Annotated in this window: 13 protein-coding genes and 1 pseudogene; 7 read left to right on the forward strand and 7 right to left on the reverse strand. The window is 67.2% G+C overall.

Going from position 1 to position 16,033, the window contains the following annotated elements; genetic code table 11:
- Nucleotides 1–175: 175 nt before the first annotated feature.
- Nucleotides 176–1,597 (reverse strand): tetratricopeptide repeat protein, encoded by a 1,422-nt coding sequence (locus tag EV643_RS36245; RefSeq protein ID WP_133804733.1) that lies wholly within the window; start codon nt 1,595–1,597, stop codon nt 176–178.
- Between the two features lie 555 nt (nt 1,598–2,152).
- Between EV643_RS36245 and EV643_RS36250 the strand changes: the two genes are divergently transcribed.
- The gene (locus EV643_RS36250; protein ID WP_133804734.1) at nt 2,153–3,067 is read left to right on the forward strand and encodes a hypothetical protein; all 915 of its coding nucleotides are present in this window, start codon (nt 2,153–2,155) and stop codon (nt 3,065–3,067) included.
- Between the two features lie 567 nt (nt 3,068–3,634).
- Here EV643_RS36250 and EV643_RS36255 read toward each other — a convergent pair.
- Entirely contained in the window at nt 3,635–5,116 is a 1,482-nt protein-coding gene (locus EV643_RS36255) for a sialidase family protein (RefSeq protein WP_133804735.1), read from the reverse strand.
- Nucleotides 5,117–5,425: 309 nt separating this feature from the next.
- On the opposite strand from EV643_RS36255, the gene EV643_RS36260 reads away from it, so the two are divergent.
- A complete protein-coding gene (locus tag EV643_RS36260) occupies nt 5,426–7,063 on the forward strand; it encodes a sialidase family protein (RefSeq protein ID WP_133804736.1) in 1,638 nt (545 codons plus the stop codon).
- A 344-nt stretch (nt 7,064–7,407) separates the two neighbouring features.
- On the opposite strand, the gene EV643_RS36265 is transcribed toward EV643_RS36260, so the two are convergent.
- Complete coding sequence (locus EV643_RS36265; RefSeq protein ID WP_133804737.1) at nt 7,408–7,803, reverse strand: VOC family protein; 396 nt, start codon at nt 7,801–7,803, stop codon at nt 7,408–7,410.
- Nucleotides 7,800–8,591: an arsenate reductase/protein-tyrosine-phosphatase family protein gene (locus EV643_RS36270; RefSeq protein WP_133804738.1), complete on the reverse strand. Its 792-nt coding sequence runs from the start codon at nt 8,589–8,591 to the stop codon at nt 7,800–7,802. Before EV643_RS36270 ends, EV643_RS36265 begins: the two co-directional genes overlap by 4 nt.
- Nucleotides 8,592–9,037: 446 nt before the next feature.
- Between EV643_RS36270 and EV643_RS36275 the strand changes: the two genes are divergently transcribed.
- From EV643_RS36275 to EV643_RS47075, 5 genes and pseudogenes are all read left to right on the forward strand, one after another.
- Nucleotides 9,038–10,543, forward strand: a complete 1,506-nt coding sequence (locus tag EV643_RS36275; protein ID WP_133804739.1) for a peroxidase family protein — start codon at nt 9,038–9,040, stop codon at nt 10,541–10,543.
- A 2-nt stretch (nt 10,544–10,545) separates the two neighbouring features.
- Complete coding sequence (locus tag EV643_RS36280) at nt 10,546–11,304, forward strand: hypothetical protein (protein ID WP_133804740.1); 759 nt, start codon at nt 10,546–10,548, stop codon at nt 11,302–11,304.
- 12 nt (nt 11,305–11,316) lie between these two features.
- The gene (locus EV643_RS36285; RefSeq protein WP_133804741.1) at nt 11,317–12,225 is read left to right on the forward strand and encodes a CopD family protein; all 909 of its coding nucleotides are present in this window, start codon (nt 11,317–11,319) and stop codon (nt 12,223–12,225) included.
- Nucleotides 12,226–12,371: 146 nt separating this feature from the next.
- Nucleotides 12,372–12,737, forward strand: coding sequence for a hypothetical protein (locus EV643_RS36290; RefSeq protein WP_133804742.1), 366 nt, complete (start codon nt 12,372–12,374; stop codon nt 12,735–12,737).
- A 1,223-nt stretch (nt 12,738–13,960) separates the two neighbouring features.
- Nucleotides 13,961–14,146 (forward strand): annotated as a pseudogene (locus EV643_RS47075) (SAM-dependent methyltransferase); the annotation flags it as partial.
- Between the two features lie 566 nt (nt 14,147–14,712).
- Here the strand turns inward: EV643_RS47075 and EV643_RS36310 are convergent.
- The 3 genes from EV643_RS36310 to EV643_RS36320 all read right to left on the reverse strand — a co-directional run bounded on the left by EV643_RS36310 (nt 14,713) and on the right by EV643_RS36320 (nt 15,847).
- The gene (locus tag EV643_RS36310; RefSeq protein WP_133804743.1) at nt 14,713–14,976 is read right to left on the reverse strand and encodes a hypothetical protein; all 264 of its coding nucleotides are present in this window, start codon (nt 14,974–14,976) and stop codon (nt 14,713–14,715) included.
- Between the two features lie 57 nt (nt 14,977–15,033).
- Complete coding sequence (locus EV643_RS46140) at nt 15,034–15,195, reverse strand: hypothetical protein (protein ID WP_238166050.1); 162 nt, start codon at nt 15,193–15,195, stop codon at nt 15,034–15,036.
- A gap of 385 nt (nt 15,196–15,580) precedes the next feature.
- Nucleotides 15,581–15,847: a DUF2231 domain-containing protein gene (locus EV643_RS36320; RefSeq protein WP_133804745.1), complete on the reverse strand. Its 267-nt coding sequence runs from the start codon at nt 15,845–15,847 to the stop codon at nt 15,581–15,583.
- Nucleotides 15,848–16,033: the final 186 nt, after the last annotated feature.

Raw genomic sequence — 16,033 nt, forward strand, 5'->3', positions numbered from 1 at the left:
TAGCGACGCGTACGAAAGCCACCTGCTACGAAGCCTCGGGCATACGCAGCCAGGACCGCTCAGGGTTTTCGCAGGCTGGACCAATCGGCTGCTCGACCGCTGCTGCTTCGATGTCGGATTCATCAGCGCGCAAGGCATCCCGTTCCTCGGTGCCAGGCGCGGAACGTGAACCGCCCTATCTCCTTCGCTTGCGTTGCGACCGACTCTGCTTGCGTGGTTGACGGCGGCGCTGTTCGTTGGCTCGTTCGCCCTCACTAGGCCGTCTACGGCGGCTCAGCTGCCGAAGGCGGCTGATCGCCTCTCCCAGTCGCTCGAAGTCGTCGGCCGCGTCGGCTATCTCCACGGCTGTTTGGAGGTGCGCCTCGGCTTCGTCGAGGTCGCCGAGTGCTGCCAGTGCGTCGCCGGCGTGAACCCGGACCCAGAAGTCGTCGGGCCACCGGGTCAGGTTTGCCGCGATCCGGTCGCGGGCCTGCTTGGCCAGACCTGCCTCAGCCAGTGCGACCGCGACGTCGGCGTCGTAGATCGCCTGGCTCTCCGGGTCGACCTGCGCGAGTGCGTCTCCGACGTGGGCGGCCTCGGCGCCCAACCCGGCGTGGCCGAGGTCGAGGATGAGGTTGACCAACCACTCGGGAAGCCGACCTGCCAGGTCTGGATCTTGCCCGAGCGCGATGGCAAGGTCGTCGCGGCGTCCGGGAAACCAGCTGGCTGCCTGGATGACGAGTTCGGCGCGCTGCGCGAGTTCGGCCGGCTCGCTGCGGACGTACATCGAGTCGTCGGAGCCGGTGAGTTTCGTGGCCAGCCCGTTCGGTAGGTGCGGATGCTCGCGCCGGACTGTGGCATCGATAAGTGCTCCCCATCCGTCGGGGTTGCTGGCGTTCGCCCTGGCCAAGCGCCGGTTGATGACCGACTCCGCCTCGCGCCGGTGCGTCGTACACATCCTGTCCCGCGCCTCGGACAGGTCGGCGGGGAAGCCGAATCGGCGGCCGGTACAGGCCGGGCAGCCCGGGCGTGATGCGGAAGCTGCGGCGAGTTCCACCGGCGAACGGTCAAGGTCGACCGAGCCGAAGGAATGTTGCACGGCGTCGGTGATGGCGCCGAGTCCGATGTCCTGCCATCCAGGCGACACCAATCGAATGTCGGCTGGACCGAGTGCCGCGCCGGCCGAGGTGTCGCTGAGCAGGTCCGGCGGGACGCCCGCGGTGGTCAGACCGGGGTAGTCGCCGGACAGCACCGGCTCCGGATGTGTCGCGGCGGTCACGACCGCGGAGCCGGCCACCCGGGCGAGGACTGCGGCAAAGGTGTCGTCCCATTTGGTGGCCAGCTCGAGCAGTGACCACGACGGTACGTAAATCGCGATCTCGAGGGGGTCGAGGTTGACGGTTGCGAACCCGTCGGGTCGCGGCGCGATGCTCTCGAGGGGATCCCAGGTGATCACGAACAGCCGCACCACCTCCGCCAGCCGAGCCTGATCAGGCGGGAGATCAGCCCATCCAACGCTGAGTTCCAGCAGCATCTTCTCCGTGACGGGCGGTGCGCCGAGCAACCGCTGGACGTCGTCAGGCAAGCCCGACGCCAGGCCGGGGTGCATGCCGGTCATCTGCCAAATGTACACAGCTGAGTTGTGACGATGCATGGCCAGCCCCGGGTCATCATGCCGACCACCCTCGCCGGATCAGATTAACCTCGACACCGCGCGGCGCGTCGGCCACCCATGCTCACCACGTCGCGGGTCCGCTTCGCGCATCGACTCGTTGCCGAGGGCAAGGTATGCCGATCCGAGGAGAGCGCAGTTCCGGCCAGGGCCAGCTCCCTTTGCGGCGAGCGCTACGGGTAACCGAAGGATTACAATGGTGTCCGAGGAGGGACACGCACCCTAACCACACGCATGGATCTGAACGCCTGAGGCATTGCTGGAAAAGTACCTCCTGCAGTCGGGGTGGTGATGTAGATGCGGACTCACCCGCCGCCCGCGGTCGTCCTCCACCTGTGGAGCTCGTTGAGAGCATATTGACGGCGTACTGCTGCCGCATGATCGCAGGTGAGCCGGGCACGCCCGTGGGTCCGTCGGACGAGGAGGATGCTGAGTGGTCGGGTTCGTCACAGTGTCCGAAACGTTCAAGACGCGGGGTGTTGGGTCGAGCAAACTGATCGCATGACTGTCGATATCGGCGCTGCGGGCGCCTTCCTCGCGGGACATGGCCGCATCCTGGACCGGCGGAGGTTCGAGCTCATGACCGGTGCCGGTGATGTGGCAGCGGTACTGGCCGCGCTGGACGCCTACAGGAACCCCGACGGCGGGTACGGATGGGGCCTCGAGCCGGACCTGCGCGACAGCACGAGTCAACCCGGGGCGGCCCTGCACGCATTCGAGGCGCTGGCCGATGCGGCGACGGCAGCAACGGCACCTATCCCGTCTGGACGCGCGCGTGAACTGTTTGACTGGCTCGACTCGGTAACGCTGGCTGACGGCGGGCTTCCGTTCGCGCTACCCCTGAATGACCGGGCTGGATCCGCGCCGTTCTGGGCGGATGCCGACAGCACCGCGTCGTCATTGCAGATCACTTCGATTGTCACCATGCAGGCGCTTCGGATTGCACGCCACGACCCCACCGTGAGGTCACACCCATGGCTGGCGCGCGCAACGTCGTACTGTGTGGAGCACGCCGCAACGACGAGTCCGGCGATGGAGCTGGCGTTCGTGGTCAGCTGTCTGGACGCGTTGGCCGAGTCCCGGCCGGACGTCATTCCGCTGATCACCCAGCTCGGAGCCGCAATCCCGCCGGACGGCGTCATGCCGGTCATTGGCGGGCTTCCGGACGAGGCGATGCGACCACTGGATTTTGCGCCGTATCCCGATCGGCCGGCGCGCGAACTGTTTTCAGCGGAGGTGGTCACGGCCGACCTTGACAGGCTCGCGTCCGCACAACGCGAGGATGGCGGCTGGCCGCTGGAGTTTGCCGCGTACTCCCCGGCTGCCGCTCTCGAGTGGCGCGGCTACATGACCGTGCATGCGATGTCGATCCTGCTGGCGAACCGCGCGATCAGTGGTCTTCCGCCCGGGTTTTGAGGAGTACTCGCGAGGTTCTTAGCGAAGGTGTCGGGCCGAGGGTTCGTCGCCGTAGCCACGCCGATACGAACCATCTGTCAGGACGTGGCCTTGCGGACTGTCATCCGACTCGTGGATCGGCGCTGGTGACGAGATCGAGATCCTCGAGCGCCTGGACGACAGCAGCCCTGATGACCAGTTAGTGACTGTCGGTCGCCACGACCACTGTCAGGTGTGCTGCGGCGGATCAGTCGCCTGCTTGTTGCCTTTAGCCACAATCATCGCGATGACTTCCCGTTGCGGCGGTCCTGCCGGTACAGCGGTATCGCTGCCTGGGTCGCTGTCTCGCCACCGGCAGGCCGGTGCCGTACTTCGACCACAAGCGCGACAGCTGAGCCGTGAAGGGCGTAGCCTCAGGCGGGCGACGACCTCAGCGTCGTACCGGATCTCTACCGGCGCCTTCGCGGGTTCCCCTCGTCTCTGTCAGCGGGAGAAGGTGCGCCACGGCCGCACCCTGGCGTATGACACCACGTCAGGATCACGGCCGTGGCCGGGCCTTGCATCTCTTATCGGTCGCTGGTTTGGGCCTTATGGGCCAACCTCCGCGTAGTGCTCGTTCGCCGGATCGGCGGCCCTGGTTTCGGTGTAGAGGGGCGTGAACGTGTTGCCGATGTTGTCCAAGCCGACGTAGTCGCCGAGGAAGAAGCCTCGGGCGACGGGGGCGAGTCGGCTGTTGAAGGAGGCTGCCGTAACGCGTGTCTCCTCGTCCCAGCTGCTCGCCGAACTGCAGTCCTCAGTGGCGTCGCAATGCGCCAGCCAGTGGTCGGTGTCGGTGCCGCCGCCGGCGGCGTTGTTGCGGAAGTCGTAGTAGCTGACACCGACGGTGCCGTCGTCCGCCACGTGGACCGACGGCGTGAACGCCTGGTCGTTGAGGTTGCCGAGCGACGGGGTCCGGCTGGCCTTGATCGGCGTCGACCAGGTGCGGCCGCCGTCTGTGGACCTGGAGAGTGCGACGGCCGCCCGGCCGGTGAAGCGGCGGTCCTGCCAAGCCACGTAGACGTCGCCTGAGGTCATGTCGACGGCGATGTCCGGAAGGATGTCGCCGGTGCGGTGCGGCTGCCCGGTGTCGGGATCGGCGACAGGGGCGACGAAGTGCTTGTCGATGATGATCGGTGACGACCAGGTGACGCCCTTGTCCGTCGAGCGGATCACCGCGACGAAGATCTGGTTCGACGGCTGCACGCCCGACCCCTTGAAGAGGGTGAAGACGTTCACGAGCGTGCCGTCCGGAAGGACCGCGATCTGGTTTCCGATCGTGAACAGATTCGCTTTCGGCCTGAAGATCGCCCGCGCCGGCTCCCAGGTCGCGCCGCCGTCCGTGGTGCGCGCGAACATGATGTCCGACCGGAAGGAGAACGCGTGGAGCGCGTTGAAGTCCGGGTGCTCGAGGCCGGGGTGGCGGCTGCGGTCCCAGACGGCGTACACGAAGTTCGCATCGGTCGGGTCTGCGGTCAGCGAGTTCTTGTCGTTCAGGCTGAAGTCCGACGTCTCGTCGATCAGGGTCGTCGGACCGCCCCAGGTCAGGCCGCCGTCGGTCGACTTGCTGACGAGCATGGCCGACCTGCGCAGGTCGGCGCTCAGTGACAGGCTCATCGCGTACAAATGGCCATTCGGGGAGAACGAGACCCAAGGGTCGGTTGCTCGTGCGAAGTTCGGATTGCCCGAGCAGGCGCTTACCTGTGGGAGCACGACCTTTGTCCAGCTGGTCCCGCCGTTCATCGTGACACCTGCGACCAGGCCCCTGGCGCCGCCGTTCGACCAGCGGTCCTGCTGCCACAGCCCGACGACGTTGTCCGGGTTCGTCGGGTTGACGTCGACCCAGGGCTCGACCTCGCTGTTGGGGAAGTTCGTGCCGACCTGACCGGCGACGTTGTCAGCGGTACACGAGGCGAATGGGCTTACATCCGAGACCTGGATCGATGACGTGGTGACGAGCGGGTTCGCCACCGCGAGTCCCGCCGTACACAGCAGGAGCGACGATCCGATGGCTACGAATCTGATCCGATGCATGGTTCCTCCAGATACGAGCTGGCTGCACGGTTTGCGCTCGGCCGGCGCCTCCGGCCGTGAACCCCCTACCGCGGCTGTCACATCCCGCGAGGCAGCGTGGAACCGACGTGCGCAACGCGTCTGGGCGAACCACCCCCGAGCAGGCTGACCCGTGGGCCATTCCGCTACTTCCGGTCTAATGCCTTGAACCGTAGGTGTCCAGGGGGAGTGCAACCTGGAACAGCGACCAGGTTGGACAAGGCGGATCTGTTGCCGGGTGTCGGGTCGCGGGTCCACGATGGTCGAGTCCGCGTTGAGGAGGGGGTGGACATGAGACGCCTCGTTCTAGCCGGTGTCGGGCTTCTGCTCGCGGTGCTCGTCCCTGCGCCGGCCGACGCCGCGCCGCCGCTGTGGAAGAGCAGCGTCTCGGCCACCAACACGGTGGTGAGCCGGCCGGCGGAAGGCGGCGGTTACCCGGTGCCGCCGGGCCAGACCGCGCCCGATCCGGGCTCGTGCCGCGCCGGGTTGTACAACTCGAATTTCTCGGAGTCGTGGCTGGCCGTGAGGCCCGGCACCGAGGACCTCGTGGGGACGTCGAAGTTCTTCTTCGAGAAGTACTCGACGTTCTACGACTTCCATCTCGGCTCGTTCACGATCAGCAACGGGCAGCCGCTGGCCGCCAACCAGGTGCAGGGCTACGACTGCGTATCCACCGGAACGCAGGACATGCCGCCGAGCTGGACCAACAACACCGATCCCAACGCGGACTTCGACACGCAGGGGCGCGTCTACCAGGTGACGTTGCCGTTCAACGCGTTCTGGGCCAACCTGCACCCGAACTCCAACATCGCGATCTCGTACAGCGACGACCTGGGGCGGACCTGGGTCAAGGGCAACGGCGGCAAGCCGCTCGAGCACGTGCCCAACTGGTCGAGCCTGAGCTTCGGCTTCGTCGAGGACAAGCAGTGGGTGGCCGTAAACCACGTTCCCGGCAACCGTTACCAGGACCACGTCTACGCGGCCTGGGCCGTCTACAACGGCAGCACGACGAAGATCCGGGTCGCGGTGTCGCGAGATCGCGGTCGGACGTTCTCCAAGGCGGTCACGATCACCAAGCCGAACCAGACCGGACCGACGAACGAGTTCGTCTATCCCGCGGTGGACGCTGCCGGCAACGTCTACGTCTCGATCGCCGGCGATCACCCCAGCCCCGACAGCAAGACGATCTACGTCGCGCGTTCCAGCGACGACGGCGTCACCTGGTCGGAGTTCATGCCGGTGGCCGTGGCGCGGCAGGTGCCGGGCTGCTGTCTGCCCAACACGACGTTCCGGGACGGCATCCTCGAGCACTTTACAGCCAGCCCCGACTATCCTGGACACCTGTACGTCGTGTGGGAGGACTGGGACGGCAGCCAGTACGACGTCAAGTTCTCGCAGTCCACCGACTTCGGCCGCACCTGGTCGCAGCCGATCATCGTCAACGACAATGCGAACCGTACGGCGTCTGACCAGTTCCAGCCGCAGGTTGCGGCCGGCCCTGGCGGGGCAGTCGCGGTCAACTTCTACGACCGCCGGGCCGCGTGTCCAGACGACCCGGCCATCCTGCCCGAGCATGTCGGTCGCCAGAACTTCTGCGTCGACGTGTCGCTGCAAGCGTTCAAGGACAGCGGCGACGGCGCTGTGCCGGTTGGCGACAACGTACGGGTGTCCCAGTTCAGCTGGGATCCCGAGCAGCCGGGACAGACCATCGACGGGATCGACCAGATGGCTTGCGCCGCCCATAGCGACCCGTGCACGATCCGCTCGTTCATCGGCGACTACTTCGGGCTGGCGATCTCGAACTCGTATGTCTACACGCTCGCCGTCTCGACTCACTACCCGTCGGGTGTGATCGGCGACCAAGGCGAATCCGTCTACTACCAGCAGCAGGTGCTCGAGACGGTCTCAAGAGCGGACCTCGGGATCTAGGCCGATCAGAGCGACCGCGGTGGCCCGACCCATCGCCCTCGGTCAGAGGCTTCCCAAGTGAGCGCAGGCGCCTGCCATCGCGGGTATCAATGCGCCCCACGCGTTCGCCGATCACAAACAGCGGCGGCCACCGATGCGCTTCCGCGGACAGCCGCCCGTGAACGACTGGTCGAGGGTTGACCAATCGCCCAGGCGTCCATGCCCGGTGATGGACAACGTGACGCGAGAGGCCGCTCGCCGAAACGTCGAGCTGCCGCGGTACACCCTGCGACACGCCGCTGAGACCGTCCAAGTGCTCGTCCGGCAGGCCGGGCGCCAGCATCACGCCGTCCAGCGTCACGAACTCAGTGCGCTCGATCGGTGGCGGGTTGGAACAGTTCGATGAGGTTGCCGGCGGGGTCGTGGACCAGGATCTGTTGCCCGCCGGGTCCGGTGACGACGTCGCTGCGGAACGCTATGCCGGCGGCGTTGAGTCGGTCGATCTCGGCGCGGAGGTCGCCGACGATGAGGTGGATGCGGTTGCGGCCGGCGACGTTGGCGTCTTCGGGAGTGGCGCGGGCGCCGGAGCTGGCCGGGCCGGACAGCAGCACGCGGAGTGGTCCGCGGACGATGTCGGCGAACGCCGGGCCGGCGCTGTCGCGCAGGGTGAAGCCGAGGTGGGTGGTGTAGAAGTCGACGGCAGCGGGCACGTCGTCGACGATGTAGCGGACGCTGGCGAACTCCTCCGGGGTGACGGTCATGACTCCTTCTCCTCCTCGGGTTGGTGGGACGTAGCCAGGACGGGCAGCAGGTAGCGGATACGGGTGTCCAGTTCCCTGGCGACGCCGCGCAACGCGGCATCACCGGCGTTGGCACCGCCCGTGATGTCGGTGGGGTCGTGGATGCTCCAGTGAACGGGTTCGGGGTGGCCAGGAAATTCCGGGCAGATCTCGCGGACTTTGTCGCACAGGCTGATCACGTGGTCGAAGCGCTGTCCGGTGAGCGTGTGCAGGTGGGTGGGCCGGTGGTCGGCGAGGTCGATGCCGTATTCCTCGCGCAGCACGCGTACTGCGCCGGGGTGCAGCGGTTTGGGATGGCTGCCGGCGCTGGCCGCGTCGACCCAGGCTCGGCCGTGGTGGCGTAGCAACGCGGCGGCGATGGGGGAGCGGGCGCTGTTGCCGGTGCACAAGAACAACACCCGCACCCGCCGTCGGACCGGACGATCGGCCTCGGCCGTCACGGTGGGGTCTGGGCGCAGGGCCAGGGCGGGGTGCAGCGCCGCCCCGGTGGCGGCCAGCGCATCGGCGCAGCGGGTCAGGTCCAGGTGGTAGTAGGTCTCGCGCGCATCGAAGCTGGAGCGCCGTGCCGTGACCAGTCCGCCGGTGCGGAGTTGGCGCAGGTGGTAGGAAACCAGGTTCTGCGGTGCCCCCAGGGCGACGACCAGCTCGCCGACCCGCCGGTCAAAACCGGCGAGTTCGCCGATCAGCCGCCACCGCAACGGCTCGGCCAACAGCCGCACGGCCGGTGGGGCAGGTGACTTGTTTCCCACCCCGGCATATTACATCAACGCAGATTGATCGAAACCGTTTGAGGTGGGCGCGTCGAGGAGGTCAAGACCTTCGGCCAGGCCTACTGACTCCTCCGAGTTCCTGCAGACTGCCTGCTTCACCGCCGCCGGCGGCGACGCTTGTGCAGTCAATTGCCTGTGAGTAATCCCGCTGTCCTGAGCCGGGAATAGTTACACAGCGAGAATTCTAAATTCGAATACCAGCCGTGGCGCGTCGAATACCTGCAGTAAGCAATTCACAATTCACCCACATCGGATCGTTTGACACTTGCCTTGTTGCTGCGGTAGAAACTCGCGAGCATGCCGGTATGGTCCGGTATTTCGGAAACGGGGATTTCCGTTATTTGGGGGGGACTGTGGGGAGATCGGATTCAGGTACTGGGCGGGTTTCGCGCCGGGGTTTCATCTCGGCGGTCGGTGTGGGGGCGGTGGGCGCGGGGGCCGGTGCGGGCGCTGTGCTCGAACCGGTTGCCGCGTCCGACCGGACGCGGGCGGCCGGCGGGCTGGCCGGCGGTCAGATCACCTCGGACCACTTCGGCCGGATGTTCCAGCTGCCCGCGTTCGCCGAGCCGAGCGATGAGCTGACCGCGGCGCTGACAGACCTTGGCAAGCCAGGTGGCCTGCTGGATGCGAAGGACGACCTGGCGAAGGGGCCGGTCGCGCTGATCACAGACCAGTCGCTGCTGGCCGGCAACCGGGACAACACGACACAGACGGCCGGGACGACCTTCCTCGGCCAGTTCATCGATCATGACATCACCCTCGACCAGGGTTCGAAGCTCGGCCTGCCGACCGACCCGACCACGTCGAAGAACAACCGCACGCCGGCGCTGGACCTCGACTCGGTGTACGGCGGCGGGCCGCTGGTCTCACCGCAGCTGTACCGGACCGACGACCCGGCCAAGTTCCGGGTCGAGAGCGGCGGGCTGTTCGAGGACCTGCCGCGCAGTCCGACGACGCTTCAGGCGGTGTTGCGCGATCGGCGCAACGACGAGCACATGATCATCGCGGGCCTGCACGTGGCATTCCTTATTTTTCACAATTCCGTGGTCGACCGGTTACGCACCGAAGGCGTCGAGAACGAGTTCGACGAGGCCCGCCGGATCGTTCGCTGGCATTATCAGTGGATCGTCGTGCACGAATTCCTGCCGCAGTTGGTCGGCCCGGCGATGGTCGACGACGTGTTCGGAGGAGGCCGCAAGTATTACACCAGCGCGATCGGTTACATGCCGGTGGAGTTCCAGGGTGCCGCGTTCCGGGTCGGCCACAGCATGGTGCGGCCGTCGTACCGGGCGAATCTGGCCGGTGATGCCGGGAAGCCGTTCTTCGGGTTCGTGTTCGACCCTGCCCAGCCCGAGGGCGAGAGCGATCCGGCCGACCTGCGTGGCGGCGCTCGGGCGCTGCGCCGGTTCATCGGCTGGCAGACCTTCTTCGATTTCGGCGACGGCGAGGTCAAGCCGAACAAGCGGATCGACACCCACATCTCGACCCCGCTGATGACGCTCCCGGCCGCGGCGATCCGTGCCTTCGGCAACGGCCCGACCTCGCTGCCGGCCCGGAACCTGCTGCGCCAGGTGACCTGGTCGATGCCGTCCGGTCAGGCGATCGCGAAGCAGCTCGGAGTACCCGTGCTGTCGTCGGCCGACCTGTCCGAGCTGCGTTCTTACTCGCTCGGCCTCGAGCGCAGTACGCCGCTGTGGTACTACGTCCTGAAGGAAGCCGAGGTCGAGGCCGACGGTCTGCGCATGGGCCCGGTCGGCGGCCGGATCGTCGCCGAGGTCCTGATTGGCCTGCTGCAGAACGATCCCACGTCGTACGTCGCAGTCGCGCCGGACTGGCGTCCCAGCCTTCCGAGCACGGCGGGCACGGGCGAGTTCCGGATGGTGGACCTGCTCACCGTCGCGGGTGTCGACCCGGCCAGCCGTGGACAGTGACCATGCCGGAACCGTACGGCAGGGACCCGAACCCGGTGCCCGGAAGCCGGCTGGACCGGCTCAGCCAGCGGCAACGCGCCCGGCGCCGCAAGCTCCTAGGGCTGGCGCTCGCCATCGCGTCGGTCGCCGCAGTGGCCGGCCTGGTCGCGTTCGGGTCCGACGATGGTGACGGCACGGCAACCAGGGCGACGAAGCCTGGTGGCGCCGGCTCGAAGGCTACGAGCCAGACCGAACATCGCACCGCCAGCGCGGCGATCGCGGCCGCCGTCGCCGATTGCCATAAGGCGTGGCAGCTGCAGGGCGCGTCGCGCTCGGCTGCGAAACGCTCATTGGCCCAGTGGCGGGTGCACATCGACGCTATGAACAAGCTCACCGCAGGCAAGCTCACTCTTGACCAGGCCAAGCAGTTCTGGCAGCAGTCCCGAATCGGCGCCACCGCCAACGCCACCGCCTTCAGGGCCGCTGTGCGGCAGTACACGAGCTCGCCCTCACGGTGTCAGGCGCCACCTGAGACCGAGGGCGACGACGTACGGGCGCTGGTGGACTGCCACGACGCGGAGGCGGCGGCGAACAAGGAACTGGACAGCGCCAGCGCCGCGATCGCGACCTGGGAGACCCACATCCGCCACATGGAGATGCTGCGTGCCGGACAGCTCGTCCCCACGCACGCGCTGCATCTATGGCTACAGAACTGGCGCGCCGGCGCCGCCCAGGTGGACGCGTACGACAAGGCGACCATCACGACCGAGTGCAGCCTCTGAGAAAGCAGATGGATGAGGCTGCGGTGGCTGCCCTCGGCCGCGATCGTGGGCGCGACGATCGCGATGGTGGCGGCCGCCCGCCCTGGGTCTGCCCGCCCCGGCTCGGTCGTCCTGCTGACAGATGCGGCGCGCGTGACCGGGTACGCCGGGGTGACACTGTTCGTCGGCACGCTGGCGTTCTGGTGGCTGGTTTGGCCGTCCGGGCGGGGTGACCGCAGTCTGACCAGACTGGCGTGGCTCGGACTTCTGCTGGTGGCAGTGTCCGCGCCGGCGGGCCTGGTCGCGACACTCGCCGGGGCCGGACCGGAGTCGGCCGTGCACCTTCTGGAGCGACCGGCGGCGCCACTGATTGCACGGATCGTGATCTGTGCGGTGGCGGCGGCGTGGCTGGCCTCGTACGCGCGGCAGTCGGCCACTGGCCTCGCGGTCGGCGCCGTGGTCGTCTTCTCGCTGGCCCTCACGATCGTCACGGCCCGCCCTGGCGAGGTACAGGTGCCGGCCATCGCGCTGGCCGAGCTGCATGTCATCGCCGCCGCCGGATGGGTCGGCGGCCTGGCGGCGCTCGCGGCGGCCCTGATACCGAGACGCGACCCGGGCGTCCTCCATGCAACCGTCGGCAGCTTCTCCTGGCTGTCGATGGCCTGCGTCGGGACGCTCGCGGTCACCGGTACTGCGCATGCGCTGATCCATGCGGGCGGCCTCGCCCCTCTGATGACGTCCGCGTACGGCGCTGCGCTGCTCGCGAAGCTGACCGCCGTCGCCGGCATGCTCGGCGCTGCCACAGGAAGCCACGAGTACGTGCGCCGGCTGCGGTCCGCGGCCCCACCCCCGCAGGTCATCGGACTCTTCGTCGGCGCCGAGTTCGCGTTCGGCGCCGTTGCCCTCGTGCTCACCGCAGGCCTTGTGAGAGTCCCCGGGTGAACCTCACCCGTGGAACAGCAGGAACTTCAGGCCGATCGCGAAGGTGGACCATTCTCCGGAGACCCCGTGCCAGACCCTTTAGCTGGTACAGGACGTCTGAGCGCCTTCGTCTCGGCAAGGATGTGTTGAATCCGTGGCAGCTGCTGGTGCGTACTACCAGCGTGGGCCTCTCCGATGAGTCGCTGCTGGCCGGCCTTGCTTCGGCCGACCCGGATACGGCCGCGGCGTTCGTCCGGAGGTTCCAGGGCCGGGTGTTCGGCCTGGCATACGCGATCCTGGGGGATCGGGAGGTGGCGACGGAGGTGGCGCACGGTGCCGGTCGACCCGATGGTGCTGAGCGCGTTGAAGTTGCCGAGCAGCGACCCGGCGCCCGGCGAGGAGGTGGTCAGCGCTGCGGAGTTGGACCGGCTGCGTCGCGCGCGGCGGAGCGGCAGTGGCTGGAGGCTCCCGGAACCGGGCCGTGGAAGCCAGTGAACGGCATGTCGAAGGCGTACAAGGCCGCGGCCTCCTGACCTCGTCCGGAATGGGGCAAGGGCGCTCTCGAGCAGATCGTCAGGTTCTTGAGCGGAGGCCAGGACAGCGAGGACCTGCGAGACGTTTTCCCTTCGCCGGCATTGTCCGGATCAGGTGTCTGGGGGTCGCCCTTTGGTCCTAAGATCGTCAGGCCTCTCAGCCTTTCGGCTCCCTCGCCCGCCTCGCAGGCCACTTCCATCTTGGCGCCGGAGACAGTTGGCGTCAACAGGGATCATGCCCTCCTTCACAATGCGCACGCCGGGGTTCCTGGGCATCTGTCGGGTGCGCCGATGTACGCCGGCAGACCGTACCGACTCCCTCGATCCTGCATGGCGGCGGTCAGCGGTACGGCGGACCGAGCGGGCAAGGACCGGGGATTCAAGCCGCCGCACCGGCTCCGCTGGGAACGCATCTTCCGAACCACCGGACCGAGATCCTTCATGGCTCGTCGCAGTTGCCAAGGTCGCTTCTGACCCTGCGCATTTGACGGCCAAGACCTCCGTCAGCGCACGGCCACGACATAGAGGCCGTAGTTGATGTCGCTGCGGGCTGACCGTCACCGCGATGGTGCCCAACCCTTACGAGTTCAGCTCCGAGCGGGCTCGTGATGCCAGCGTCCGCTACGGCGTGAAGAGCATCTCGCTGCTCGCGGTCAAACCTGCTGGCTGAGGTACAGAGCCCGGCCAATTAGTTGAGGTAGGCAACAATCATGGCAACAGCTGCGCATCGAACGGCGACCATTGCCGAACCGGCCGCGCTTCGCGCAGGTTCGGTGCTGATGGCGGTCGCCGGTCTGGCGTTCATTGGTTACGCGGTGATCTTCTTCTTCCGGAACTTCACCGGCGCGTTCCTCGAACTTGGTATCGGACCCGAGCAGGTCAATGTCGGCCGGGACGAGATCCGTGCGCTCAACGACGACCTGTACCGCTACGTGTCGCACCTGCATATCGCGGTCTCGGGCTTCATCTTGTCGACCGGACTGGCCACCGCTGCCCTCGCCTGGTTTCGGCGTACGGCTTGGTCTGCTGTGGGCGTACCTGACGGCGGTGGCCGCACCGGTCCTGGGTCTTGCCGTCGCATTGCCGGCGCACTACCCGTGGGGCCCGGACACAATTGGTCACCTCGGCCTGATCTATCCGGCCACGGCGATCTTCGTCGTCGGCGCCACCTTGGCGCTCAAGCCACTGCTGGCGTTACGCACGGCGCGCGGAGGCGAGGCAGCATGACCGCCACGTCCGTCGACACCGATCGCGGGGAGAACGCAGTCGAGCAGCTCTTCCACGCGGCGATCAGGGCCCTCGAACTGCTGCACGTCTACATCGGCGACCGGCTCGGTCTGTACATCGCTCTCGCAGAGGTGTCCGACGCAACACCTGCCGAGCTGGCCGTCCGCGCCAGGATCGCCGAGAGATACGCACGTGAATGGCTGGCGGAGCAAGCGGTCGCCGGGTGGATCGACGTCACCGAGAAGGTGGCGGAGACGTTCACGGCGCCCGGCGACGAGTTGGAGCGGTTCAACTACGGCTGGAGTGCGCTGCACTGCCTGCCCGCCCGCGCTCATCGAGCCGGGCTCGGTCGGAACCGGCACGGTCATGCAACCGGAGACCATGCGTCGTTACGCGGATGCCGCGGGGTTCGCCACGACAGCCGTGTTGCCGATCGAGCACGATTTCTGGCGGTTCTACCGCCTCGACCCATGACCATCCATTCTCACCACCTGATCGACGCCGCCTCCGTCACGCGTCGAACGCTCGAGCCCTTAGCCGAACTGGGTGGGTCTGGCACTGCGCACCGCTCGACGAGTGGGACGGCACCATCCCGCGCCAATATCCGAGCCCACCGAACAGAACCGAACCAGACCGCGCCGTATCCGATCAGGACCAGGGCGCACTGCCGGGGGCGAGAATCATGCTGGTCGGGGGGGCGGGTGAGTGCGCCGCCTGCGGAGCCCGGAGGTAGGGGTGCCGATCTGGGCTACGCCGATTCGTCGGCGGCTGACGATGGTGGGTCGAGCCGGTCGTAGATCCGGATGATCAGGGTGCGGGCCACGTCCCCTGTTGGGTCGGCTCCCCGGGCCGCGATCAGGTCTTCCAGCAGGTGAATCACTACGAGCGCCTCGGCCTCGGTGAGAAGCGGCAGCAGGGTGGCGTCACGCTTGTCGGCTAATTGATCTGCGAGGCGGGCTGCGCGAGCCGCCCGCTGTGCATACCGAGCGTGCCTGAGTCGCCTACTGATCATCGACTGGAACCTCCCTCCCATTGTCCTCCGGGCGGGAAGGAACTCCAAAGACTTCCCCTACGGCGCTGGATTGGAGAAGGTGACATGCTCGGCCAGCTCCATCGCCCAGACGACCAGGACAGTGCCGATGAAGGACGCGAGGAGGACATCCGCGGCTGGGGTGCCGGCGACCGCCTTGTCGAGTACGATCCCGGCGCCGGACACCGGGGTGACCAGCAACTGTTCGAGTGTGCCCTCTTCCTCCTCACCCTCCAGAGTCTTCGCGCCACACCGTGCCCGCCAGACTCGCCCGGCCCCAACGCCGTCCGGTCCTCCACCTGCCCGCGCACTGGCCCTGGGCCGAGCAATGGACCGCCTTGTGGACAAAGGTGTTCGGCCCCACCACCGGACCACCGATCACCGCATGACCACCGACTACCCGCCGCACGCGGCACCAACCCGGAGTGTTGACCCGAACGTGGAAAGGCTGGACAAACCAGCAGGCCGCCACGCCTTGCCCCACCGATCACCTATCACCGCAAATCAAAGATCACCAGGTCGGCCCGTCCACGGATCGAGGCTGAGCCTCGGTCACGACGCCATCCGGCGGGAGCAGCGAGCTGAGTCAGATCAGGGCCGGCTGCCACCAGGCCCCTTCCTGGGCGGCGCGGACTGCGAAGTCGACGACGAACACCACGACGACGGTGAGTTTGATCGTCATGTGGGTGAGCCCAGTCTTGAAGGCCCGCGTACGGCGCGGGATGGTGAGCAGGTCCAGCAGTCCGAACAGGGCAGCCAGTACGGGGCCGAGGATCGTGGTACGGCTCGCGATGGCGCTCGAGATTCGAATGCTCGGACATACTTCCTCCTCGTCTCGACCCGCGGCGGACAATCGCGGGGCCTCGAATGCTCAGAGTCTGAGGAGCGTCACCACACCTTCTTGACCCCTGCGGCCCAATGGGTCAGGAGGTCTATCTGCCGGACCTAGGAGGCCGCTGAAATAGGTGCGTTTCCGGGTCGGTCTCGACGGACGGGTTTGGGTCGAGCGGGTCGGTTTCAGTGGTTTGGGGTCGTCGCA

Origin of the sequence: Kribbella caucasensis (assembly GCF_004361855.1) — a bacterium.
Lineage (GTDB): Bacteria > Actinomycetota > Actinomycetes > Propionibacteriales > Kribbellaceae > Kribbella > Kribbella caucasensis.

Coding starts and splice junctions, on each gene's coding strand:
- EV643_RS36245 (WP_133804733.1), bottom strand. CDS start 1,597: ATGACCGGCATGCACCCCGGCCTGGCGTCGGGCTTGCCTGACGACGTC.
- EV643_RS36250 (WP_133804734.1), top strand. CDS start 2,153: ATGACTGTCGATATCGGCGCTGCGGGCGCCTTCCTCGCGGGACATGGC.
- EV643_RS36255 (WP_133804735.1), bottom strand. CDS start 5,116: ATGCATCGGATCAGATTCGTAGCCATCGGATCGTCGCTCCTGCTGTGT.
- EV643_RS36260 (WP_133804736.1), top strand. CDS start 5,426: ATGAGACGCCTCGTTCTAGCCGGTGTCGGGCTTCTGCTCGCGGTGCTC.
- EV643_RS36265 (WP_133804737.1), bottom strand. CDS start 7,803: ATGACCGTCACCCCGGAGGAGTTCGCCAGCGTCCGCTACATCGTCGAC.
- EV643_RS36280 (WP_133804740.1), top strand. CDS start 10,546: ATGCCGGAACCGTACGGCAGGGACCCGAACCCGGTGCCCGGAAGCCGG.
- EV643_RS36285 (WP_133804741.1), top strand. CDS start 11,317: ATGAGGCTGCGGTGGCTGCCCTCGGCCGCGATCGTGGGCGCGACGATC.
- EV643_RS36310 (WP_133804743.1), bottom strand. CDS start 14,976: ATGATCAGTAGGCGACTCAGGCACGCTCGGTATGCACAGCGGGCGGCT.